22 protein-coding genes are annotated in these 20,034 nt (G+C 64.3%); 12 read left to right on the top strand and 10 right to left on the bottom strand.

Annotated features, from left to right (window positions below; genetic code table 11):
- Positions 1-312: 312 nt before the first annotated feature.
- Positions 313-1,332: a tryptophan--tRNA ligase gene (gene trpS, locus ACE3TQ_RS13540; protein ID WP_374582772.1), complete on the top strand. Its 1,020-nt coding sequence runs from the start codon at positions 313-315 to the stop codon at positions 1,330-1,332.
- Positions 1,332-1,649, top strand: a complete 318-nt coding sequence (locus ACE3TQ_RS13535) for a DUF1294 domain-containing protein (protein ID WP_374582771.1) — start codon at positions 1,332-1,334, stop codon at positions 1,647-1,649. Before trpS ends, ACE3TQ_RS13535 begins: the two co-directional genes overlap by 1 nt.
- Here the strand turns inward: ACE3TQ_RS13535 and ACE3TQ_RS13530 are convergent.
- A complete protein-coding gene (locus tag ACE3TQ_RS13530) occupies positions 1,596-2,927 on the bottom strand; it encodes an erythromycin esterase family protein (protein ID WP_374582770.1) in 1,332 nt (443 codons plus the stop codon). The two genes, ACE3TQ_RS13535 and ACE3TQ_RS13530, sit on opposite strands and share 54 nt — an antisense overlap.
- Positions 2,928-2,988: 61 nt before the next feature.
- Here ACE3TQ_RS13530 and ACE3TQ_RS13525 point away from each other — a divergent pair, with 61 nt between their 5' ends.
- Positions 2,989-3,942, top strand: a complete 954-nt coding sequence (locus tag ACE3TQ_RS13525; protein ID WP_374582769.1) for a DMT family transporter — start codon at positions 2,989-2,991, stop codon at positions 3,940-3,942.
- Here the strand turns inward: ACE3TQ_RS13525 and ACE3TQ_RS13520 are convergent.
- The 5 genes from ACE3TQ_RS13520 to ACE3TQ_RS13500 form a co-directional block, all read right to left on the bottom strand.
- Positions 3,929-4,588, bottom strand: coding sequence for an FMN-binding negative transcriptional regulator (locus ACE3TQ_RS13520; RefSeq protein ID WP_374582768.1), 660 nt, complete (start codon positions 4,586-4,588; stop codon positions 3,929-3,931). The genes ACE3TQ_RS13525 and ACE3TQ_RS13520 overlap by 14 nt on opposite strands.
- A 49-nt stretch (positions 4,589-4,637) precedes the next feature.
- Positions 4,638-5,252 carry an LON peptidase substrate-binding domain-containing protein gene (locus ACE3TQ_RS13515; protein WP_374582766.1) on the bottom strand — a complete coding sequence of 205 codons (615 nt, stop codon included), beginning with the start codon at positions 5,250-5,252 and terminating at the stop codon, positions 4,638-4,640.
- Between the two features lie 89 nt (positions 5,253-5,341).
- On the bottom strand, positions 5,342-5,635 hold the full coding sequence (locus ACE3TQ_RS13510; protein WP_374582765.1) for an H-NS family nucleoid-associated regulatory protein: 294 nt from the start codon (positions 5,633-5,635) through the stop codon (positions 5,342-5,344).
- A gap of 162 nt (positions 5,636-5,797) precedes the next feature.
- Complete coding sequence (locus tag ACE3TQ_RS13505) at positions 5,798-7,873, bottom strand: TonB-dependent receptor family protein (protein WP_374582764.1); 2,076 nt, start codon at positions 7,871-7,873, stop codon at positions 5,798-5,800.
- A gap of 36 nt (positions 7,874-7,909) precedes the next feature.
- On the bottom strand, positions 7,910-10,057 hold the full coding sequence (locus ACE3TQ_RS13500) for a TonB-dependent receptor plug domain-containing protein (protein WP_374582763.1): 2,148 nt from the start codon (positions 10,055-10,057) through the stop codon (positions 7,910-7,912).
- Between the two features lie 90 nt (positions 10,058-10,147).
- On the opposite strand from ACE3TQ_RS13500, the gene asd reads away from it, so the two are divergent.
- The gene (asd, locus tag ACE3TQ_RS13495; protein ID WP_374582762.1) at positions 10,148-11,011 is read left to right on the top strand and encodes an archaetidylserine decarboxylase; all 864 of its coding nucleotides are present in this window, start codon (positions 10,148-10,150) and stop codon (positions 11,009-11,011) included.
- A 102-nt stretch (positions 11,012-11,113) separates the two neighbouring features.
- On the opposite strand, the gene ACE3TQ_RS13490 is transcribed toward asd, so the two are convergent.
- Positions 11,114-12,040 (bottom strand): LysR family transcriptional regulator, encoded by a 927-nt coding sequence (locus ACE3TQ_RS13490; RefSeq protein ID WP_374582761.1) that lies wholly within the window; start codon positions 12,038-12,040, stop codon positions 11,114-11,116.
- Positions 12,041-12,155: 115 nt separating this feature from the next.
- Between ACE3TQ_RS13490 and ACE3TQ_RS13485 the strand changes: the two genes are divergently transcribed.
- Genes ACE3TQ_RS13485 through ACE3TQ_RS13475 form a run of 3 tightly spaced genes read left to right on the top strand, consistent with a single transcriptional unit; the run spans position 12,156 to position 14,166 of the window.
- Complete coding sequence (locus ACE3TQ_RS13485) at positions 12,156-12,755, top strand: FMN-dependent NADH-azoreductase (protein ID WP_374582760.1); 600 nt, start codon at positions 12,156-12,158, stop codon at positions 12,753-12,755.
- 20 nt (positions 12,756-12,775) lie between these two features.
- Positions 12,776-13,645 carry a pirin family protein gene (locus ACE3TQ_RS13480; protein WP_374582759.1) on the top strand — a complete coding sequence of 290 codons (870 nt, stop codon included), beginning with the start codon at positions 12,776-12,778 and terminating at the stop codon, positions 13,643-13,645.
- A 53-nt stretch (positions 13,646-13,698) separates the two neighbouring features.
- The gene (locus ACE3TQ_RS13475) at positions 13,699-14,166 is read left to right on the top strand and encodes a hypothetical protein (protein WP_374582758.1); all 468 of its coding nucleotides are present in this window, start codon (positions 13,699-13,701) and stop codon (positions 14,164-14,166) included.
- Here the strand turns inward: ACE3TQ_RS13475 and ACE3TQ_RS13470 are convergent.
- Positions 14,163-14,861, bottom strand: coding sequence for a hypothetical protein (locus ACE3TQ_RS13470; protein WP_374582757.1), 699 nt, complete (start codon positions 14,859-14,861; stop codon positions 14,163-14,165). The genes ACE3TQ_RS13475 and ACE3TQ_RS13470 overlap by 4 nt on opposite strands.
- On the bottom strand, positions 14,824-15,993 hold the full coding sequence (locus ACE3TQ_RS13465; RefSeq protein WP_374582756.1) for an acyltransferase family protein: 1,170 nt from the start codon (positions 15,991-15,993) through the stop codon (positions 14,824-14,826). The genes ACE3TQ_RS13470 and ACE3TQ_RS13465 overlap by 38 nt, the downstream gene beginning before the upstream one ends.
- Positions 15,994-16,056: 63 nt before the next feature.
- Between ACE3TQ_RS13465 and ACE3TQ_RS13460 the strand changes: the two genes are divergently transcribed.
- A complete protein-coding gene (locus tag ACE3TQ_RS13460) occupies positions 16,057-17,019 on the top strand; it encodes a succinylglutamate desuccinylase/aspartoacylase family protein (RefSeq protein ID WP_374582755.1) in 963 nt (320 codons plus the stop codon).
- Between the two features lie 39 nt (positions 17,020-17,058).
- Complete coding sequence (locus ACE3TQ_RS13455; RefSeq protein WP_374582754.1) at positions 17,059-17,853, top strand: substrate-binding periplasmic protein; 795 nt, start codon at positions 17,059-17,061, stop codon at positions 17,851-17,853.
- Here the strand turns inward: ACE3TQ_RS13455 and sugE are convergent, their stop codons facing one another.
- The gene (gene sugE / locus ACE3TQ_RS13450) at positions 17,854-18,174 is read right to left on the bottom strand and encodes a quaternary ammonium compound efflux SMR transporter SugE (protein WP_374582753.1); all 321 of its coding nucleotides are present in this window, start codon (positions 18,172-18,174) and stop codon (positions 17,854-17,856) included.
- 122 nt (positions 18,175-18,296) lie between these two features.
- On the opposite strand from sugE, the gene ACE3TQ_RS13445 reads away from it, so the two are divergent.
- From ACE3TQ_RS13445 to ACE3TQ_RS13435, 3 genes are all read left to right on the top strand, one after another.
- The gene (locus ACE3TQ_RS13445; RefSeq protein WP_374582752.1) at positions 18,297-18,656 is read left to right on the top strand and encodes a DUF1304 domain-containing protein; all 360 of its coding nucleotides are present in this window, start codon (positions 18,297-18,299) and stop codon (positions 18,654-18,656) included.
- Between the two features lie 78 nt (positions 18,657-18,734).
- Positions 18,735-19,043 carry an ArsR/SmtB family transcription factor gene (locus tag ACE3TQ_RS13440; protein WP_374582751.1) on the top strand — a complete coding sequence of 103 codons (309 nt, stop codon included), beginning with the start codon at positions 18,735-18,737 and terminating at the stop codon, positions 19,041-19,043.
- A partial coding sequence (locus tag ACE3TQ_RS13435; protein WP_374582750.1) for an alkene reductase occupies positions 19,040-20,034 on the top strand: 995 nt, incomplete at its 3' end. The genes ACE3TQ_RS13440 and ACE3TQ_RS13435, both read left to right, overlap by 4 nt.

Raw genomic sequence — 20,034 nt, 5'->3', positions numbered from 1 at the left:
AATACAAACCCAATGTCCCCGCCCCCCCCCGCACCCGGTAGGCCCACTTTGGGGTCAGTAATAAATGTGGACATTCCTGGAAGAATGTCCACATTTCTTCCTGACCCCAAAGTGGACAAACTTGACAGGGGGAACGGGAACTGTAACCATTGCGGCATGAAATTCATCCAATCACATCTGTTTTCCCGCAATTGGTGGCGCCGCTGACATAGCGCGGCCACTGTAAAGTGATGTGATTTTATTATCAACGCCGCCTCTGTCCAGGTGGCGTTTTTTATGGCGCAATCGGTCGGGGCAAGCAGAAAGAACCCTATGAGCCAGCCAGTTTCCAGCACGAAGCCTATTATCCTGACCGGCGACCGTCCGACCGGTCCGCTGCACCTCGGCCACTTTGTCGGCAGCCTGCGTAACCGCGTTTCTTACCAGGATGACTATAACCAGTTCATCATGCTGGCCGACTCGCAGGCGCTGACCGACAATATGGATGACACCAATAAGGTGCACCGTAATGTGGTGGAGGTGGCGCTGGACTATATGGCTTGCGGCATTGATCCCGCCAAGTCGACCATCCTGATCCAGTCGCAGATCCCGGAACTGGCCGAGCTGACCTTCTATTACCTGAACCTGGTGACCGTGGCGCGCCTGGAGCGCAACCCGACCGTGAAGCAGGAAATCGTGCTGCGCGGCTTTGAGCGCGATATCCCGGCCGGCTTCCTGACCTACCCTGCCTCGCAGGCGGCCGATATCTCGGCGTTCAAGGCCTCCATCGTGCCGGTCGGCGAAGACCAGATCCCGATGATCGAGCAGACCAACGAGATCGTGCGCAAATTCAACCGCCTGGTGAACAAGGAAATCCTGGTCGAGTGCAAGGCTGTGGTGCCGGAAGTGGGCCGCCTGCCGGGCATCGACGGCAAGGCGAAGATGTCCAAGTCGCTCGGCAACGTGATCAACCTGGGCGCCAGCGCCGACGAGATCAAGGCTGCCGTGAAGATGGTCTACACCGATCCGCTGCACCTGAAAGTGTCCGATCCGGGCCACCTGGAGGGCAACGTCGCCTTCATCTACCTGGACGCCTTCGATACCGACAAGGCCAGCCTGCAGGAGATGAAGGACCATTACACCCGCGGCGGCCTGGGCGACTCGGTCGTCAAGAAGCGCCTGGAGGCGGTGCTGCAGGACATGCTGGCGCCGATCCGCGCCCGCCGCGAGGAACTGGCCAAGGACAAGGGCTACATCATGCAGGTGCTGAAGGAAGGCACCATGCGCGCGCGCGAAGTGGCCGCCCGCACCACCGATGAAGTGAAGGCCGCCCTCGGCCTGTCCTACTTCTGATGCTGGCCGCCACGCTGGCCGCGCTGTATGCGCTGGCCAGCGTCGCCTGCTTTATCGCCTATGCGCTGGACAAATCGGCCGCCCGCCACGGGCGCCGCCGCACGCCCGAGCGCACCTTGCTCCTGCTTGGCCTGGCTGGCGGCTGGCCTGGCGCGCTGGCGGCGCAGCGGCTGCTGCGCCATAAATCGGCGAAAACTTCCTTCCTGCTCAAGTTCTGGCTGACCGTTGCGCTGAACCTGGCCGTGCTGGCCGCAATCGGCGCATCACAGGCCGGATGGATAAGTCTCGGCGGGCTCGCCATCCTGCCACAGGGCTGACCGTTCCAGCGGCGCCAGCGCCGTGCTGCGGTCGACATGGATCAGGGCGTCGAACTGGCGCTCGGGATCGGCGTAGAAGTAGTGGCTCAGGCGTTCGGTGTCGGGCCGGTAGATCACGCCGATGGCGCGCTCCAGCAGGCGGCCATCGACGCGCGTCAAGGCGCTGTCGCGCCCGCGCAGCGGCAGCAGGAAGGTGGCCAGGCCCACCTTATGCAGCACATGCTCCACGCTGTCCGGCCGCGACGGCACAACCTCTTTCAGTTCCGCCGGGCCGTCCCACGCGCTGGCCGCCGTCACACTGCCGGCATGCGTGGTGAAGCCGAGCAGGAAGCTGTCCTCGGGCCGATAGCGTTCGCGCACCAGCTGCCCCAGGTTCAGCTGCCCATGCGCGCCCATCTCGGTCGCGCGCGCATCGCCCAGGTGCGAATTGTGCGCCCACACCACGATGCGCGCCGGCCGCCCGATGCCGCGGCCTATGTGCTCGCGCAGCGCCTGCAGGGTTTCCGCCATATGCGAATCGCGCACATTCCATGATTCATCGCGGCCCCGGAACATGGCGCGGTAATAGACCTCGGCATTGCGGGTGACGCGGGCATTCTGCTGGGCGTAGAAGAATTCATCCGGCACGCCGCCGGTGCGCAGGTGCGCGCTGGCCTGGCGGTTCATGTCAACCAGCTGGCGCAGCACTTCTTCCTCGCAGTGCGGCTTCATGCCGAAACTGGCGGCGTAGCCGTAGCGTTGCGGGTCTTCGGCAAAGTGGTCGATGCAGCCATAGCGTTCGCGCGCGCGCACGGCGGCCTGCGGGTCGGCCTGCTCCAGGTAGGCGATCACGGCGCGGATCGATTGCTCCAGGCTGTACAGGTCCAGCCCATAGAAGCCGCAACGCCGCGCCGGGCTGGCGACATGCAGGTTGTGCTCGCGCAGCCAGTTGACCAGCCCCACAATCTCGTGGTTGCGCCACATCCATTGCGGGAAGCGCTTGAAGCCGGACAGCGCCTGGTCGGCGCTCATGTCGTCGCCGCTATGCTGCACATAGCGGCTGACACGCAGCGCATCGGGCCAGTCGGCCTCCACGGCGATGGCGTCAAAGCCCTTGTCGACCACCAGGCGCCGGCTGATCTCCGCCCGCAGCTGGTAGAACTCGCGCGTGCCGTGCGTGGCTTCGCCCAGCAGCACCAGCGAGGCATCGCCCATGCATTCCAACAGGTAGTCGAAGTCTTCCGCCGTGGCCAGCGGTCGCGCCTCGCGCCGCAGCGCGACGATCAAGCTCGTGTCCATGATTGGGCAAGATAGCGCAAGCTGTGCGACACTGTCGCAGGTTTAACTGAGGAAACGTTGTATGTGGACTGGTGTGGTGTGCGGCCTGGCGGCCGGGGCGATGTGGGGCATGGTGTTCATCGTGCCGGAATTACTGTCGGCTTTTTCGCCGCTGGAAATGGCCGTTGGCCGCTATATCGCCTACGGCCTGATCGCCTTCGTGCTGATGCTGCCGCGCCTGGGCAACCTGCTGGGACGGCTGGAGCGCAGCGACTATTTCGCCCTGGTGCGCCATGCGCTGGCCGGCAACATTGTCTATTACATGTTCCTGGCGCTGGGCGTCAAGCTGGCCGGCGTGGCGCCGACCTCCCTGATCATCGGCGTGCTGCCGATCGCCGTCACGCTCATGGGGCGCAACGACCACGGTGCGGTGCCGCTGCGCCAGCTCGCCATGCCGCTGCTGGTGACCGCCGCCGGCATCACCTGCATCAATATCGACGTGTTCCAGCACGCCGCCAAAGCTGGCGCGCCGCTGCTGCATACCGTGATCGGGGTTGCCTGCGCCACCGGCGCCCTGCTCTGCTGGAGCTGGTACACGCTGGACAATGCGCGCTACCTGAAACGCAACCCGCATTACAGCAGCGCCGAATGGTCGGCGCTGTACGGCTTATCGACCGGCTGCATTTCGCTGGTGGTGGGCGGCGCGGCGTACGCCATCTTCCATGCCGACGTGACCGGCGCGGCCGGCGCCGCCTCCGGCCGCGACTGGACGCTGTTCTGGATTTGCAATGGCCTGCTGGCCCTGGGGGCCTCCGTCATCGGCAACCACTTGTGGAATATCGCCAGCCGGCGCGTGCCGGTCACCCTGTCCGGCCAGTTGATCCTGTTCGAAACCCTGTTCGCCCTGCTGTATGGCTTCATCTACAAGCAGCAGTTCCCGCGCCCGCTGGAAATCGCCGCCATCGTGCTGCTGATCGCCGGCGTCACGTGGTCGATGCACGTGCACGCGCGCGAAGACGAACTCAGTCCGGCTTGACGCTGGGGGCCCGCGCGGCCACCAGCGCCGCCATCGCCGCCGCATCCTGCCCCGGCGTCCCGGCCACGCTGCGCAATCCAGCCGCCACCCCGGCGGCATCGGCAGCGCTGCGGTTCTGGCTCACCTTCCACTTGCCCGTGATCGCCGCCACCGGGATCTCGATGCCGACAATCGCCTTCAGCAAACCGTCGATAAAGTCGGCTGGCGCATCGGCCATCGACCACGGCTGCGGCAAGGCGCCCTCGTGCAGCGCCGTCAGGTCCGCCAGCAGGCGGCGCAGCCAGGCCGCATCCTGCACCACGCGCGCCGTGCCGCGCACCTGCACCATGGCGTAATTCCAGGTCGGCACCTGCTTATGGTTGACCGCCTTGGACGGGTACCAGCTGGGACTGACGTACGCCTGCGGCCCCTGGAACGCCACCAGGCAATCGCCCTGCGCGGCCAGCGCCTGCCAGGCCGGATTGGCGCGCGCCACGTGCGCCCGCAGCACGCCCAGGCCAGCCGCGCCCTCATCGGGGTATAGCGCGAACGGCACCAGGTCGGCGCTCGGGACGGAAGGGACGATCAGCATCCCCAGCGGATAGGCCTGGATCAGGCCATGCCTGGCCTGCAGGCTGTCTTCGGCGAAAGCGGTTGGCGTATACATGGCCCCAGTGTAGCGCCGCCCATGCGCGCGGCATAGGGCCAGCGATGGCCTAATTCAGCAGGCCATGCTCGACCATCACATCCTGCACCAGCTCCAGCCGCAGCACCGGGTTCTCCTGCGCCAGCAGCAGCTGCTTCTGCGCCAGCGACAGGCGCAGCAGCTCGCACCAGCGGTTGGCCACCCAGCCCGCCTCCGCCAGCCGGTACGGCGTCTGCATCGGCATTTGCTCGAGCGGGATGCCGCGCTCCTGCAAGGTCTGGATCAGCACCCCCAGGCTGTCGGCCACGTCCTGCTGGTCGGCCGGAATGGGAACCGCCATATCGTCGTCGATCAGCGCCACCTCCGCCATCCACAAACCGTGCTTCAGCTGCTCGGCGGCGACGATGCGGAAGCGGTGGCCGCCCTTGCAGCGGATATGCATCAAACCCGGCATCAGCGCCTTCCACTCCTCGATATGGGCCATGGTGCCGACCGCGCACAGGGTTTCGTGCTGCTCGGGTTTGCGCACTTCCTCGCCCTGCGCCAGCGCGACTACGCCGAAATCCTCTTTATGCTCGATGCAGCGCTTCACCATATCGAGGTAACGCACCTCGAACACTTGCAGCGGCAGGTACCCGTCCGGATACAGCACCGTGTGCAGCGGGAATAAGGGGATGGCAGCCATGCTTCATCATCGCACATATTCCAGCCGCCATAAAAAGAAAAGGGCGGATATTAAATCCGCCCTGCTTCCAGCAACCGGCAGTTACCGGTTTATTTAATCAGGAAGTCTTCCTTATTCTTGCCTTCCAGCCATTTCGGCGCACGGCCGCGGCCAGTCCACTGGGAACCGGAAACCGGATCCTGGTATTTCATCGGCACGCGCGCACGTGGTTTCACCGGCTTATTGCTCTTGGCCGCAGGGCCCAGGTCAGCCGGGGTCAGGTCATATTCGCGCATGATGGACCAAATCTGTTCTTTTGCTTTTTGCAGCTCCGCCTTGCGCGCATCGGCGGCCAGGTTTTGCAGTTCAGCAATTTTCGCTTGATATTCTTGGTAGGTCGTCATCTTTCTTACCCTAAGTGTATGAAAATTCGATGTGTGACAATGTGTGATATTTCTGCCCTGCAATGTACCATTTTGCCATGGTTTTATCTACATAATTTAACCAGAATAATAAAAAAGCGCCACACATTTGACGCGTGGCGCTTTTCTTTATTTCAAAACCAATTAAAAACCGGTACGCAGCTGGATATAAGCCATGCGTCCCGCCCCTGGCAGAATGCCGAGGTTGGCATCGGTGGTGCGGGTAAAGTAGGACTTATTCGCCAGGTTATTTACACCCAGCTGAATCTCGGTGCCCGCAGCGCCCGGCACATCCCAGCTCACATTCGCATTCCACAGGCGATAAGATGGAATTCGCCCGACTTGTCCATCCGCCGATTCCGCCACAGTATTTTTCTCGTCCGAGTACTGCTTCGATTGGTGGGTGGTGTGCAGGTCCACGGTCCATGCGCCGCGTTTGAATTTCAGGCCCTGGGTATCCACATTGCGCGAATAGAACGGCACGTCGTTGCCGGCATTCGCACCCTGGCGCAATTCCGCCTGGGTATAGGCCCAGGTGGCATACGCGCTCAGGCCGGACAGCTTGCCGGAACGGTCGAATGCATACTCGGCACGCGACTCCAGGCCGCGGTGGCGGGTTTTGCCCAGGTTCTGGTAGAACAGCGGCGAGGCGTTCACGAACTGGATCTGGTTCGAGAAATCGATATTGAACGCGGTCGCTTCCAGCTGCCACTGCTTGCCGCTATAGCGCGCACCCAGCTCCTGGGTCTTGGCGCTTTCCGGCTTCAGCGCATCGGCCGACTTCTGCAGGTTCAGCTGCAAGTGCTGCACGCTGCCGAACGAGCTGTTGTAGTTGCCGTACAGGGTCAGTTCCTCGTTCAACAGGTAGGACACGTTCAGCGACGGCAGCGCCTTGTGGTTGCTGATCTCCTCGCTGAAAGGCGTCAGCTTGTTCTCGCGGCCCATCTTGATGCGCTCAAAGCGCACGCCCGGCGTCACGCGCCACTGGCCATAGGCGATCTGGTCGTCCAGGTAGAGCGAGTGCGCGTCGGTGCTGTTTTCCGACTTGCGCGTAATGCTCGGCGCGCTTGCGCCAAACTTGACGGTGGCCGACAGTTCGTTGGCGCGCTCGCGCAGGAAGCGGTAACCCACGGTCACGTCATGGCGCGCAGCGCCCCAGTTCAGGCGCTGCGTGAAGCGCGGCTCGATGCCGGACACTTCGTATTCGCGCGGCTGGCGCGTCATCTGGCTCGCTTGCTTGTCCTGCGCATTGGACAGCAGGCTCGAGCGTTCGCTATCGTTATAGAACAAGCGCAGTTCGACTTCCTGCGTCGGCGACAGGGTATTCAGGTAGCCCAGGTCGACGCCCTTGCGCTGGCCGCTCCACGCATCAAAATTGCGGAACGACAGGCGCGGATTATTGCGGTATTGCTCAGCCGTGATACCGCCCGGCAGGTCCGCATTCGCATCGAAGTAAGAGAACTTGGCATTCAGCTCCGAGCGCGCATCGATCGCATAACGGAATTTCAGCGCAAAATCATGCACCTCTTCCTTGCTGTGCGCGCGGTAGCCGCGGCCGCTCAAGCCCGAATACATCAGGGCCATGCCCAGGCCATCGCCATCGCCGCCGCCGGCGAAAGCACTGGTCTGCGTATTATGGTTGCCACCGTCGAAATAGTTATAGCGCACCGAGGCATCGCCCTTGAAGTCGCCCATCGGCACCGCGCGCGTCTTGAAGTTGATGATGCCGCCCACGTTCTGCGGGCCGTAGCGCACCGCACCGCCGCCGCGCACCACGTCGATCGAATCGATATTCGCCAGCGACACCGGCGCGAACGACAGCTGCGGCTGGCCGTAAGGCGCCACCGCCAGCGGGATACCATCCAGCAGTACGGTGGAACGCGGCGAATAACGGCCCTCCAGCCCGCGCACGCCGATGTTCAGCGAGATGGCGCTGCCGCCGCTCGAGGAATTATCGGTAATCTGCACGCCCGGCACCGTGCGCAGCACATCGCTGATGCTTGCCGCACCCGATTCCTGGATGTCCTCGCGCTTCACCACATTGCGCGCACCGCCGAAATTCTTCACGCTCTTCTGGCCGGAACCCAGCCAGTTGCCCACCACCTGCACGGTCTCCATCTGCTGCTCATTGGCCGCGCTCTCTTGCGCCAGGACGCCGCCCGATACCAGGGCCAGGCAGGCAGCGGCAATCGCGCTGCGCTGGAAATGCTTGTTCTTCATTCATTGCCTCGTGTGACTAAGAGGCAAGATTCTAGCTTAGAAGCGCATCTCAAGTTGTAAGCGAATATTACGGACGCCGTCGCTGGTGGACTCCGACGACAGCGCCCCCTGGCCCGTGTAATACGTCGAGCGCGACACGTAATCCTGCGCCAGCAGGTTCCAGGCCGACAGGCGAAGCTGCGTCTTCGGATCAAGCTTCCACGCCACATACGCATCGAGCTGGCGCGACGGCGTGGCCCAGCTGGTACGGTCCGTATCCAGCCGCACCAGGCCCGCCCCGCGATAATTGAAGCTGCCGCCCAGGCTCCACAGCCCGTCCGCCGTCTTGTAATCGAGGCCCAGCACCGCACTCACCGGCACCTGCTGGTCCAGCACATTGCGCGGACCCGGCACCGCATCCACGCGCGACCAGTTGCGGCTCACGCTCGCACGCACATCGAGCGACGGCGCATCCTCCATCACCGCCTTCAGCGGGAACTTCACTTCCACGTCCAGGCTGCGTACATCGGCGCGGCCATTATTCATCAAGGTCGTCACCCAGCGCCCGCCCGCATCCAGCAGCACATTGCGGCGCGTGAAGTTATCCAGCCGGCGCGCCGCCGCCGCAACGCTGAACAGCGCCCCTTCCGCCCAATAGTGCTCGTACGACGCATCCAGCCCGGTCGCCAGCTCCGGCTTCAGGTTCGGGTTGCCGATCCAGTCGGCATCGATCTGGCTGTTATTAGTCGTCGTGAAACGGCGCGCCGACAGGCTGCCCGCCTGCGGCGCCTTGAAGGTACGCGTCAAAGCAGCGCGCAGCTGGTCCTTCCCATTCGGCAGCTTGAACAAAGTCTGCGCCACCGGGCTCCACACGCTGGCGCGGTTGCGCACCGCATCGAAGCCCGCGCCGGAACTGCGGGTCAGCACATCCTCCCAGCGCAAGCCCAGATACAGCGACCAATCCTTGGACAGGTTCCACTCGTCCTGCGCCCATACCGCGCGCCGGTTCACCAGCGCACGGTAACCCTCGTCCGTATCATCCGGCGGCAGCACGCCGCCCGGACGCAGCGGGCTCGAATACCTGTCACGCTGGATGCGCCAGTCATCGCGGTCTGTATAGCCCACGTCCCAGCCCATGGCCAGCGAATGCGCGGCCCCCACCGGGAAGGTCAGCTTACCGGTGCTGCTCGCGCCCCACTCGCGCACCCCGCTGAACACATTATGCTGCAGCACATGCATTCCGCGATGCGCCTCCGACTCCAGCCAGCTGCCGTTGGCGCGCACGCGATGGCCGCCGATCTTCGCATCCAGCTTGGCCCCCTCGCCCAGCTTATGCACCCAGTTCAAATCGGAACGCGCGAACAGGCTCCTGTTCCGGTTGACGACATGCACGTCATCGTAGAACGGCGCCTCGCCCAGCGCCACCGCGAAGCCGCGGTCGATCGTGCTCTTGAAGATATTGCGGTTGATGAAGGACTGCGACGTCAGCGTATCGCCGTTGGCCAGGTTCCAGTTCAAGCGCGGCGAAATTTCCAGGCCGCGCCAATGGCCGCGGTCATGCACATCCAGGCGGCGGTCCATCAAGGGCCGGCCGGCCAGGTCGATCAATTCCTCGTCGCTAAAGCTGTTGCGGTCGAATTCATTCCGCCCGCTGCCCATATTCACCGAATACGAGAAATTGCCATCCTTATCCGACAGCACCACATTGCCGCTCGGGTTGGTCGCCTCACGGCTGCGGCTCACGCCGAACTTCACCTCCCGCTGCGCCGCCTTGACCGACTTTTTCAACACGATATTGATAGTGCCAGCGATCGACTGCATGCTGTACTCCGCGCTTGCAGCGCGAATCACCTCGATGCGCTCGATGCTATCCGGCTCCAGCGTCTCGATATTGAAGCCCGGCGGCACCCGCTCGCCATTCAACAGGATCTGCGTATAACCGCTACCCAGGCCACGCATACGGATATCGCGCCCGCCGGCACCGACGGTCACGCCCGGCACGCGCTTCAGCGCATCGCCGATCGAGGTATCGCCATACTTCTTCAGCTCATCGCTGGTGACGATGATCTTGCTGGCGGTATCATCCTTGCGCGGATTATAGGCAGCGGCGGAAGACTTGATTTCTACTTTCTGGAGTGCTTGCTCCTGGGCGGAAACCTGGGTGGCGGACAGGACTGCGGCGGAAATGAGTGTCAGGCGAATCATTGCTAAAAATGTAAATAATTCTCGGGCGCAACTGTACCCTATGGTGCCAGCGGTAGCAAGGATATAATTCCGCATCTTTAAATTAATGGAATGCCGACCGTGTCCCGACTTGCCGTACTGCCGCAATACCTGCTCCCGAAAGGCGCCCTGACCAATTTCGCCGGCCGCGTGGCAGGCGCCAAGGGTGGCGAAATGACCACCCGCCTGATCCGCTGGTTCGTCGCCAAGTACGACGTCAACATGGACGAAGCGGCCAATCCCGACATTGCCAGCTACCACAGCTTCAACGAATTCTTCACGCGCGCCCTGAAGCCCGGCGCCCGCCCGCTGGCGCAAGCCGACTTCGTATGCCCGGTCGACGGCCGCATTTCCCAGTTCGGCGCGATTGAAGGCGACCAGATTTTCCAGGCCAAGGGGCACCAGTTCAGCACCGCCGCCCTGGTTGGCGGCGACGCCGCGCTGGCCAAGCACTTCGAGCACGGCAGCTTCGCCAACCTCTACCTCAGCCCGCGCGACTACCACCGCATCCACATGCCATGCCAGGGCAAGCTCAAGCGCATGATCTACGTCCCCGGCGAGCTGTTCTCGGTCAACCCCACCACCGCCCGCGGCGTACCCGGCCTGTTCGCCCGCAACGAACGCGTGGTCTGCGAATTCGACACCGCCTTCGGCCCCTTCGTCATGGTGCTGGTCGGCGCCACGATTGTCGGCAGCATGGCCACGGTCTGGCACGGCGTAGTCAACCCGCCGCGCCTGCCGGCCGTCACCGAATGGACCTACACCGACCAGAACATCGTGCTGGAAAAAGGCGAAGAACTGGGCCGCTTCCTGCTGGGTTCCACGGTGGTCATGCTGTTCCCCAAGAACACCCTGCAATTCAACGCCCACTGGCAACCCGCCGCCCCCGTCCGCCTCGGCGAACTGATGGGCAACAAAATTCGGGGTCAGGTCTGACATTCGGACACCAACGCAGGACCTTTGAGATATATCAATACGCGAAAACGATGGTTTTCGCGTATTGAGGAATATCAAACGATAGCGCTAGCTGTCCGATTGTCAGACCTGACCCCGATTTTCGACCTGACCCCGATTTTCGAAGTTGGCTTCGAGCATGTCGAGGAAGGCGCGGGTCTTGGCGGGCATCAGGCGGCGGCCGGGGAACACGGCCCAGCCGGTGACCGTGGGGAAGCACCAGTCGGGCAGTACGCGCACGAGCGCGCCGCGCGCGACCAGCGGGGCGGCGAATTGGGTGGTGCAGGTGGCAATCCCCATGCCGGTGGCGGCCATGCTCGTCAGCAGCTCGGGGGAGTTGGCCATCAGGCGCACCGGGACGTCGCGCTCCCAGCTGGTCTTGCCGCGCGTGAGGGACCAGCGCACCATGCCGTTGGCCATGCGCCGCAGGCTGAGCAGTTCGTGCTTGAACAGGTCGTCGGGGTGCTCGGGCAAGCCGTGCACCGCTGTGTAGGATGGGGCGGCGTACAGGCCCCAGGTTGAGATCAGTACCTTGCGCGCGGCCAAAGTGGCGTCGTCGGGCAGCGCGCCCATGCGGATGGCGATGTCGAAATTCTCTGCCACCAGGTCTACCCGGCGTGGCGATAAGTCCAGTTCCAGTGTGATGGCCGGATACCGGGCCATGAAGCCGGGCAGCATGCCTGCCAGGTAGACGTTGGCGAAATCGGCTGGCATCGATACCCGCAAGAGGCCGCTTGGCGCTTGCTGGCGGTGCTGGGCCAGGGCGCCTGCGGCTTCCGTTTCTTCGGCGACGCGGCGGGCATGTTCGAGCAGGCTGGCGCCGAATTCGGTCAGCACCAGCTTGCGTGTGGTGCGCGTCAGCAGCCGTTCGCCGAGCCGGGCTTCGAGCTGGGTCAGGCGGCGCGATACCGTTGATTTGGGCAGCTGCAGCCGTTCGGATGCCTGGCTCAGGCTGCCAAACTCGACGATCCGGGCAAAGAGCAGGAGGTCGCTGGGGTCAAGTTCCGTCATGATTGTTCCATGGATGGCACGATGTTATCCATTTTAATGACTTCTGGATCAATTTTGGAACCGATATAGTGTCTCCATCGCAGCAATGCACACAAACCCTGAAAGGACACACACCATGATCATCCTGCAAATCAACTCCAGCGCGAAAAGCTCCGGTTCCGAATCGACCCGCGTCGCGACCAATATCGTGAACAAGCTGCTGGCGGCCAACCCTGGCGCTACCGTCGAAGTGCGCGACCTGGCGGCCAATCCGCATCCGGTGCTGGACGAGGCTGCGCTGCAGGCGCTGTTCACTCCGGCGGACCAGCGCAGCGCCGAGCAGGCGGCCCGCGTGGCGCTGGATGATGCGCTGATCGCCCAGGTGCAGCGGGCCGACGTGATCGTGCTGGGTGCGCCAATGTATAACTTTGGCATCACCGTGCAGCTGAAGTCGTGGTTCGATGCGATTGCGCGCGCTGGCGTCACCTTCAAGTACACCGAGAACGGCCCGCTCGGCCTGCTGCAAGGGAAGAAGGTGTATGTGGCCACCTCGCGCGGTGGCATGCATAAGGATGCGCCGACCGATACCCAGTTCCCGCACCTGAAGATGTTCCTGGCCTTTATCGGCCTGACCGATGTGGAGTACGTGTTCATCGAGGGCCAGGGCTATGGTCCGGAAGTGGCGGCCCAGCAGAAAGCCGCTGCCGATGCCCGTGTAGAAGAATTGCTGGCCTAACCAAGTAAAGGAAAATTGATATGGACAACATCGCTCAAACCCGCACAGTGGAACGGATTATCCGCGGCCAGGCCGTGATGGATGGCGCTGGCGTGAAGATCAATCGCGTGTTGACCCAGCCCCTGCAGCGTCGCCTGGACCCGTTCCTGATGCTGGACAATTTCGGTTCGGAGCAAGCCAACGATTACATCGCCGGCTTCCCCGACCACCCGCACCGCGGTTTCGAGACCGTGACCTATATGCTGACCGGCCGCATGCGCCATCGCGACAGCGCTGGCAACGAGGGCTTGCTGGCCAGCGGCGGCGTGCAGTGGATGACGGCCGGGCGCGGCGTGATCCACTCTGAAATGCCGGAGCAGGCGGAGGGCTTGATGGAGGGTTTCCAGCTGTGGCTTAACCTGCCGGCCAAGGACAAGATGCGCCAGCCATGGTACAAGGATTTCGAGGCGGCGGAAATTCCGGTGCTGCAGACCGCGTCCGGTGCGACCGTGCGCGTCATCGCCGGCGAGAGCCAGGGCGTGGCCGGTGCGGTGCAGCGCGAGGTGACCGAGCCGCTGTACGTCGATGTCGAGCTGCCGGCCGGTGCGGCGTTCGACCAGGCGATCCGCCAGGGCCATAATGCGTTCATCTACGTCTACCGCGGCGAGGTGGCGGTGGACGGCAAGGCGATCCCGGCGCAGAGCATGGCGATCCTGGCCAATAACGAGGGCGCCGACGGGGTGCGCGTCACCGCCGGTCCTGACAGCCGCTTCATCCTGCTGTCGGGCAAGCCGCTGAACGAGCCGATCGTGCAGTACGGCCCGTTCGTGATGAACTCGCAGGCCGAGATCTTCCAGGCGGTGGAGGACTTCCGCGCCGGCCGCCTGGGTGAAGAGGCGCACACCGCGTAAGCGGTCCGGCCAGGCGGGACGCCAGCGCTGCGCGGTGGCTGTACAATTGCCCCATGAGCACCGTGATCCTTGATTGGTTGAAGAAGCTGAGCCACGCGCTCGGCTTCGATACCGCCGATTCCTTCCCGCCCGGCCACCAGTACGCCCGTACCCGCTGGACCGGGGCGTACTTCGACATCGCCTCCGACACCAAGCCCGACGAGATCGAGCGCCGCCTGTGCCAGGCCATCGCCAATACGCCGCTGGTCTTCGCCCATATCGAGAACCCGACGCCGCGCATGCAGCGCGCGCTGATCGACGTCATCGAGCGCCGCCTGCGCCACCAGCATGAGCGCGAGGCGGCGCAGCTGGCCGCCTTGCTGATCCGCGCCTACGCCAGCCCGCACATCATCGAAGGCGCGCCCGGCCTGCGCGCCGCCATCGAGGCCACCGAGGGCCATGAGGCGCCGGCGCGCGTGCGCGCCCTGTTCTCCTTCCTGCTCGATGCGCAGACCGATAACGTGATCGAGATGCGCGGCTAGTCCTTCGGCAGGTAGCTCATGTCGGCGCGATAGCGCAGCAATTCGGTGCGCACGCCGCGCAGCATCGGCCCGGTGCCGGCTGGCAGCACGTCCGGCAAGTCCGCCGCCGCGGCGAAACTCGACGCCGCGCGCATCAGCACATACTGTGCGCCCTCCCCGCCTATCTGCAGCCGGTACCAGCTGAAACGCTCGGCGCCGCCGGCGCCTGCCGGCCGCGTGGCGCGCGCCACCAGCTGCCGTTCGAAGGCCACCACGTCGCCCGGCGCCACGGTGTAGGTGGTCATGGCCAGGAACGGCGCGGTATCGGGCAGCGGCTGGCCGATGCTGGCATTGTCCAGGCGGCGGTACACGCCGTGGCTCAGGAAGTCGGCGTGCGGCGCGACATTGAGCGCGTTGTCGGCGGCATCGGCCGCCGGCTGCACGGCGGCGTCGAAGTTGGCGGCGGCGTGGCCGAAGGTGCCGTCCATGAACTGGCCCAGGCGCTCGCCCAGCACGAAGGACCAGCCGTGCCAGGTCCAGCGGTCGGCCGCCTTGCGGTGCCATTCGAGGTGGCGCTGGTAGCCCTGCTCGAAGGCGGCATTCTGGCCCGCTTTGGGCTGGATCACCACCATGCGGGCGAAGGGGCCGCTGGCCGGTTGCTGGGCGTGCGCGGTCGCGCTAAGGAGCAGCAGCGATGCTGCCAACAGGTGCTTCATGCGGTCTCCGTTTGTAGTTGGACGGGATGAAACGCTCGCGCAGCGCCATGAACGGCGTTTCGACCGCAAAATATAGCAGCCATCCGGCCAAAACGCTGGCGCCAATCATCAGGGCAATGCTGGCCGGCTGGTCGGGCTCAAAATGCTCGGCCAGCAGGATGCAAAGCTGCTTGTGGGTCAGGTAGATCGAGTAGGACCAGATGGCGATCGCGCCCAGGCCCGGAATGCGCGTGCGGTTCAGCAGCGAGCCTTCGCTGAGGGCGGCCAGCAGCAGCATGGCAAAGGACTGCCCCAGTAGCGGGTAGCCGAAGACCGACATGCTCCAGCTGAAGTGCGCCTCCAGCAGCAGCCAGAAGGCCAGCGCGGTGAGCGCGGCGCCGGCCGCCAGCATGGCGTTGCCATGGCTGGTCAGGCGCCGCCACAGCGCGGGGTGGAAGTTGCGCAGCATGGCCAAGGCCACGCCGGCCAGCAGCTCGTCGAAGCGCGCCAGCGTGGAGTAGTAGATCAGGGTGTAATAGCGCTGGCTGCCGCGCGCACCCAGGTCCATCGATGGCTGCCACCAGTCGGCGCGCAGCCACATCCCGCCCGCCACCGCAGCGGCCAGCGCGCACCAGCCCAGCGCCAGCGCCAGGGCGCGGCGCCGACCGCGCGCTGCAATGGCGCCGATGGCCAGTGCGATGGGCGGCAGCAGCAGGTAGAACTGCTCCTCCACGCACAGCGACCAGGCGTGCGAAAACAGGGTGCCGGGCTTGAGGTCGATGTTCAGCGTGAAGGTCAGGTACTTCCACCACGGCGCATGCGGCAGGCTGCCGGCCCAGTACGGCCAGAAGGCGTACAGCGCCAGCACCACGTAATACGCTGGCAGGGTGCGCAGCAGGCGCCGCGCGTAAAAGCGCCACAGCGAAAAACCGGAAGCGGCCGCGCCGCCGTCGCGCAGGCTGGCGAAGACCTGGTTGCCGATCAAATAGCCGGACAGCGCGAAGAACAGGTCGACGCCGGCCCAGCCAATCCTGCTGAACCAGCCGAACGTGGCCTCATGGCTGACGAAAGACATGTAATGGTTGGCGAACACCAGCATGATGGCCAGCGCGCGCAGGGTATCCAGGCCATGGACTCGGGAAGATCGATTCATGCGCGCATTCTACCTGCGATAGAATACCGGCCACTTATCCGCTACCCAAGACCAGGAACCAGCATGACCGACGCCAGCAAACTGCAATTCAAATCTGTCAACTACACCGGCCAGGGCAAGGGCCGCCGCCTGATTGTGACCGGGGCGGTGCACGGCAATGAGACTTGCGGTACCAAGGCTATCCTGCGCGTGATGGAGCAGCTGGACAAAGGCGAACTGCGCATCGCCAACGGCAGCGTCACCTTCGTGCCGGTCACCAATCCGCTGGCCTACCAGAAGGGCGAGCGCTCGGGCGACCGCAACCTGAACCGCAACCTGTTCCCGAACGAGCAGCCGCAGGACTTTGAAGACCGCATCGCCAACTGGCTGTGCCCCCTGCTCGGCCAGCATGAGATCCTGCTGGACCTGCACTCCTTCAACGCGCAAAGCCAGCCCTTCGTCATGGTCGGCCCGCGCAACAACGACGGTCCCCTGCAGCCGTTCCAGCACGAAGCGGAAGAACGCGCCATGGCGCGCATCCTGGGCGTGAAGCGCTTTGTCGATGGCTGGATGGCGACCTACGGTGCCGGCGTCGCGCGCCGCCTGCGCGACGACAGCGCCCTGCAGACCGTGCTGAAATACGGCGTCGGCACCACCGAGTACATGCGCAGCAGCGGCGGCATGGCGCTGACCCTGGAATGCGGCCAGCACGCCGACCCGCAGGCGCCGGACGTGGCCTACCGCGCCATCATGAATACGCTGGCCCACTTCGGCCTGATCGACGCGCCCAAGCCGGAACCGATCGCGCTGGAAGACATGGAGTACCTGTCCATGGTCGAAGTACACGACAAACTCGATGCCGGCGATGCCTTCAGCCGCACCTGGTCCAGCTTCGACCGCCTGCAGGCGGGCGACGAGATCGGCCGCCGTGCCGATGGCAGCGCGGTGCTGGCGCCGTTCGATGCCTATATGTTGTTCCCCGACGTCAACGCCAAGCCCAATGCCGAATGGTTCTACCTGGCGAAAGTGAGCGACTCTTTCACCTGACAAGCGTGCGCCATACAATTGGGGTAACGGGAGGGATCGATGACAACAAGCCCGCTTGCCCCAGTGACGATGGCGCGCTTGCTATGCCTGCTGGCCCTGCCCGGCGCCGTGTGCGCCGGCGAGGCCGTGCAACTGCGCGTCATGGGCCAGGAAAGCCTGCCGCCCAAATGGCTGCTGCGCCTGGGCCAGCCGGCCGGGCTGTGTCCCGATATCCTGGCCGCCATTGCGCGCCTTGAGCCGCGCCTGCAGTTCAGCGGCCTGCACGACTTCCGCTCCGTGCTGGTGATCGAGCAGGGCCTGCGCAGCGGTAAAGTGCACGTCGGCTGCGCCCTGCTCGATACCGCCACCCGGCGCGAAGTCGCCGACCCGGTGGGCCAGCCGCTGTACGTGTCGCGCCAGCGCCTGGCAGCGGCCGCCAGCGACGATGCCGTCGTCAACAACCTGGACGACCTGGCGCGCCTGAAGCCCCTGGTCAACACCTCGCGCGGCGCGGCCTACATCGAGCACCTGCGCGAACGCGGCATCGAAGTCGACGACAGCACCGGCGCCAACCTCACCAACCTGAAAAAGATCCTGGCCGGGCATGGGCGCTTCTTCTACATGAACGAACTGACCCTGCACTGGCTGATACGCGAGCACGGCCTGCAGCAGCAGGTCAAGCTGATGCCGGCCGTGTTGAAGGAGGATCCGCTCTACCTGTGGGTGAGCAAGAAGGCGCCGCCGCAAGCCTTGCCGCTGCTGGACGCCGCCATCCGCAGGCTGCAGGAGAGCGGCGAACTGGCGCGCATCTATGCGCGCTGGACGGGCGAAGCGGGCTTGCGCCCGCCGAACTGATTAGTGCGAGGACAAGATTTTAAGCCCGCCGATGCCGAGCACGATCATGGCGATGCAGGCAATGCGCGCCACGCTGGCCGGTTCATTCAGCATCATGATGCCCCAGATGACCGTGCCAATGGTGCCAATGCCGGTCCAGACCGCATACGCGGTGCCCAGCGGCAGCGTGCGCAGGGCCAGGCCAAGCAGGACTACGCTGCCGGCCATGGCGGACAGGGTGATGGCGCTGGGCACCAGTTTGGTGAAACCTTCGGTGTATTTCAGGCCCACGGCCCAGACAACTTCGAGCAGGCCGGCAAGCAACAGGACGATCCAGGACATGATGTTCTCCCAAGTCATAGCCGGGTCGTCCCGGCCTGGCTCCCTGGTCATGCGGCGGGGTCGTCCCCGCGGGAGAAGGCCAACAGTATATCATCTGGTGTTTAAACTTTCAGGAGCCCCCTATGCTGCTGCTCGCGCAGGCTGCCGTTGTCCTCGTTCTACTGATCCACGTCTATATCGTGCTGCTGGAAACCGTGTTCTTCGATACCCGCGGACGGCGCGTGTTCGGCCTGTCGGCGGAAAAGGCCGCCATCGTCAAACCGGCCATGTCCAACCAGGGCTGCTACAACGGCTTCCTGGTGGCGGCCCTGGCGGTCGGCCTGCTGCACGGCGATCCGGCCGTGGCTGGCGCTTTCGTCAACTATGGCCTGCTGTGCGTGGCCGTGGCCGGCCTGTGGGGCGGGCTGACGGTCAGCCGCCGCATTATCTTTGTGCAAACGGTGCCGGCCATCGCCGCCCTGCTGCTCTACCAGTTCAAATAAACCGCTCTTGAAATCCATCGTCATGCAACGATATACGCATCGGAACTTTCCGATATAATCATCGGGGAACACCGAAATATGACCACTACCATTGACATTGATGCAATCCACAAGGCCCTGGCCAACCCGGTGCGGCGCCAGATCCTGTCCTGGCTCAAGCAGCCGGACGCGTATTTCAGCGAACAGCTGCATCCGCTGAGCTTTGGCGTATGCGCCAGCCTGATCGACAAGCAGACCGGCCTGTCGCAATCGACCGTGTCCGGCCACCTCGCCATCCTGCAGAAGGCCGGCCTGGTGACGGTGCAGCGGGTCGGCCAGTGGAATTTCTTCAAGCGCAATGAAGGGGTCATCCAGCAATTTATTGAGCATGAAAGGAATACCCTATGAGCACCCTGTTCGACCCCATCACCATCGGCGCGCTGCAACTGAAAAACCGCGTCATCATGGCCCCGCTGACCCGCTCGCGCGCCGTGGGCGGCAAGCGCGTGCCGAATGCGCTGATGGCCGAATACTATGCCCAGCGCGCGAGCGCCGGCCTGATCATCAGCGAGGCGACCTCGGTCACGCCGCAAGGGGTGGGCTACGAGAACACGCCCGGCATCTGGTCCGATGAACAGGTCGAAGGCTGGAAGCTGGTGACCGAGGCGGTGCACGCCAAGGGCGGCAAGATCGTGCTGCAGCTGTGGCACGTGGGCCGCATTTCCGACCCCAGCCTGCTGGATGGCCAGGCCCCGGTGGCGCCAAGCGCCATTGCCGCCAAGGGCAACGTCAGCCTGCTGCGCCCGGTGCGTCCGTATGCGGTGCCGCGCGCCCTCGAAACCGCCGAGCTGGCCGAAGTGGTGGAGGCTTACCGCAAAGGCGCGGAAAACGCCCTGAAGGCGGGCTTTGACGGCGTGGAAATCCACGGCGCCAACGGCTACCTGCTCGACCAGTTCCTGCAGGATTCCACCAACCAGCGCACCGACCAGTACGGCGGCAGCATCGAGAACCGTGCGCGCCTGATGCTGGAAGTGACCGACGCCGTGGTGTCGGTGTGGGGCGCGGACCGCGTCGGCATGCACCTGGCGCCGCGCCGCGACGCGCACGATATGGGCGACTCGAACCCAGCCGCAACCTTCGGCTATGTGGCGCGCGAGCTGGGCAAGCGCGGCATCGCCTTCATCGCGGCGCGCGAGGCGGTGGGCGAAGACTCGCTCGGCCCGCTGCTCAAGCGTGAATTTGGCGGCGTGTATGTGGCCAACGAGAAGTTCGACCTGGCCGGCGCCCAGGCGGCGCTGGCGGAGGGCCGCGCCGATGCGATCGCCTGGGGCAAGGACTTTATCGCCAACCCGGACCTGCCGCGCCGCCTGCAACTGGGCGCTCCGCTCAACCCGCAGCG

The sequence above is a fragment of the Pseudoduganella sp. genome (genome assembly GCF_041914865.1).
Classification (GTDB): domain Bacteria; phylum Pseudomonadota; class Gammaproteobacteria; order Burkholderiales; family Burkholderiaceae_D; genus Rugamonas.
The sequence above is the reverse complement of the archived record's forward strand: the minus strand, read 5'-3'. Positions and strand labels throughout refer to the sequence as shown.

Excerpts from the sequence above, each read along its gene's own strand:
- trpS (WP_374582772.1), top strand. The coding sequence starts at position 313 with ATGAGCCAGCCAGTTTCCAGCACGAAGCCTATTATCCTGACCGGCGAC.
- ACE3TQ_RS13440 (WP_374582751.1), top strand. The coding sequence starts at position 18,735 with ATGACCACTACCATTGACATTGATGCAATCCACAAGGCCCTGGCCAAC.
- ACE3TQ_RS13460 (WP_374582755.1), top strand. The coding sequence starts at position 16,057 with ATGACCGACGCCAGCAAACTGCAATTCAAATCTGTCAACTACACCGGC.
- asd (WP_374582762.1), top strand. The coding sequence starts at position 10,148 with ATGCCGACCGTGTCCCGACTTGCCGTACTGCCGCAATACCTGCTCCCG.
- ACE3TQ_RS13515 (WP_374582766.1), bottom strand. The coding sequence starts at position 5,252 with ATGGCTGCCATCCCCTTATTCCCGCTGCACACGGTGCTGTATCCGGAC.
- ACE3TQ_RS13520 (WP_374582768.1), bottom strand. The coding sequence starts at position 4,588 with ATGTATACGCCAACCGCTTTCGCCGAAGACAGCCTGCAGGCCAGGCAT.
- ACE3TQ_RS13480 (WP_374582759.1), top strand. The coding sequence starts at position 12,776 with ATGGACAACATCGCTCAAACCCGCACAGTGGAACGGATTATCCGCGGC.
- ACE3TQ_RS13525 (WP_374582769.1), top strand. The coding sequence starts at position 2,989 with ATGTGGACTGGTGTGGTGTGCGGCCTGGCGGCCGGGGCGATGTGGGGC.
- ACE3TQ_RS13530 (WP_374582770.1), bottom strand. The coding sequence starts at position 2,927 with ATGGACACGAGCTTGATCGTCGCGCTGCGGCGCGAGGCGCGACCGCTG.
- ACE3TQ_RS13455 (WP_374582754.1), top strand. The coding sequence starts at position 17,059 with ATGACAACAAGCCCGCTTGCCCCAGTGACGATGGCGCGCTTGCTATGC.
- ACE3TQ_RS13500 (WP_374582763.1), bottom strand. The coding sequence starts at position 10,057 with ATGATTCGCCTGACACTCATTTCCGCCGCAGTCCTGTCCGCCACCCAG.
- ACE3TQ_RS13475 (WP_374582758.1), top strand. The coding sequence starts at position 13,699 with ATGAGCACCGTGATCCTTGATTGGTTGAAGAAGCTGAGCCACGCGCTC.
- ACE3TQ_RS13445 (WP_374582752.1), top strand. The coding sequence starts at position 18,297 with ATGCTGCTGCTCGCGCAGGCTGCCGTTGTCCTCGTTCTACTGATCCAC.
- ACE3TQ_RS13535 (WP_374582771.1), top strand. The coding sequence starts at position 1,332 with ATGCTGGCCGCCACGCTGGCCGCGCTGTATGCGCTGGCCAGCGTCGCC.
- sugE (WP_374582753.1), bottom strand. The coding sequence starts at position 18,174 with ATGTCCTGGATCGTCCTGTTGCTTGCCGGCCTGCTCGAAGTTGTCTGG.
- ACE3TQ_RS13510 (WP_374582765.1), bottom strand. The coding sequence starts at position 5,635 with ATGACGACCTACCAAGAATATCAAGCGAAAATTGCTGAACTGCAAAAC.
- ACE3TQ_RS13470 (WP_374582757.1), bottom strand. The coding sequence starts at position 14,861 with ATGAAGCACCTGTTGGCAGCATCGCTGCTGCTCCTTAGCGCGACCGCG.
- ACE3TQ_RS13465 (WP_374582756.1), bottom strand. The coding sequence starts at position 15,993 with ATGAATCGATCTTCCCGAGTCCATGGCCTGGATACCCTGCGCGCGCTG.
- ACE3TQ_RS13505 (WP_374582764.1), bottom strand. The coding sequence starts at position 7,873 with ATGAAGAACAAGCATTTCCAGCGCAGCGCGATTGCCGCTGCCTGCCTG.
- ACE3TQ_RS13490 (WP_374582761.1), bottom strand. The coding sequence starts at position 12,040 with ATGACGGAACTTGACCCCAGCGACCTCCTGCTCTTTGCCCGGATCGTC.
- ACE3TQ_RS13485 (WP_374582760.1), top strand. The coding sequence starts at position 12,156 with ATGATCATCCTGCAAATCAACTCCAGCGCGAAAAGCTCCGGTTCCGAA.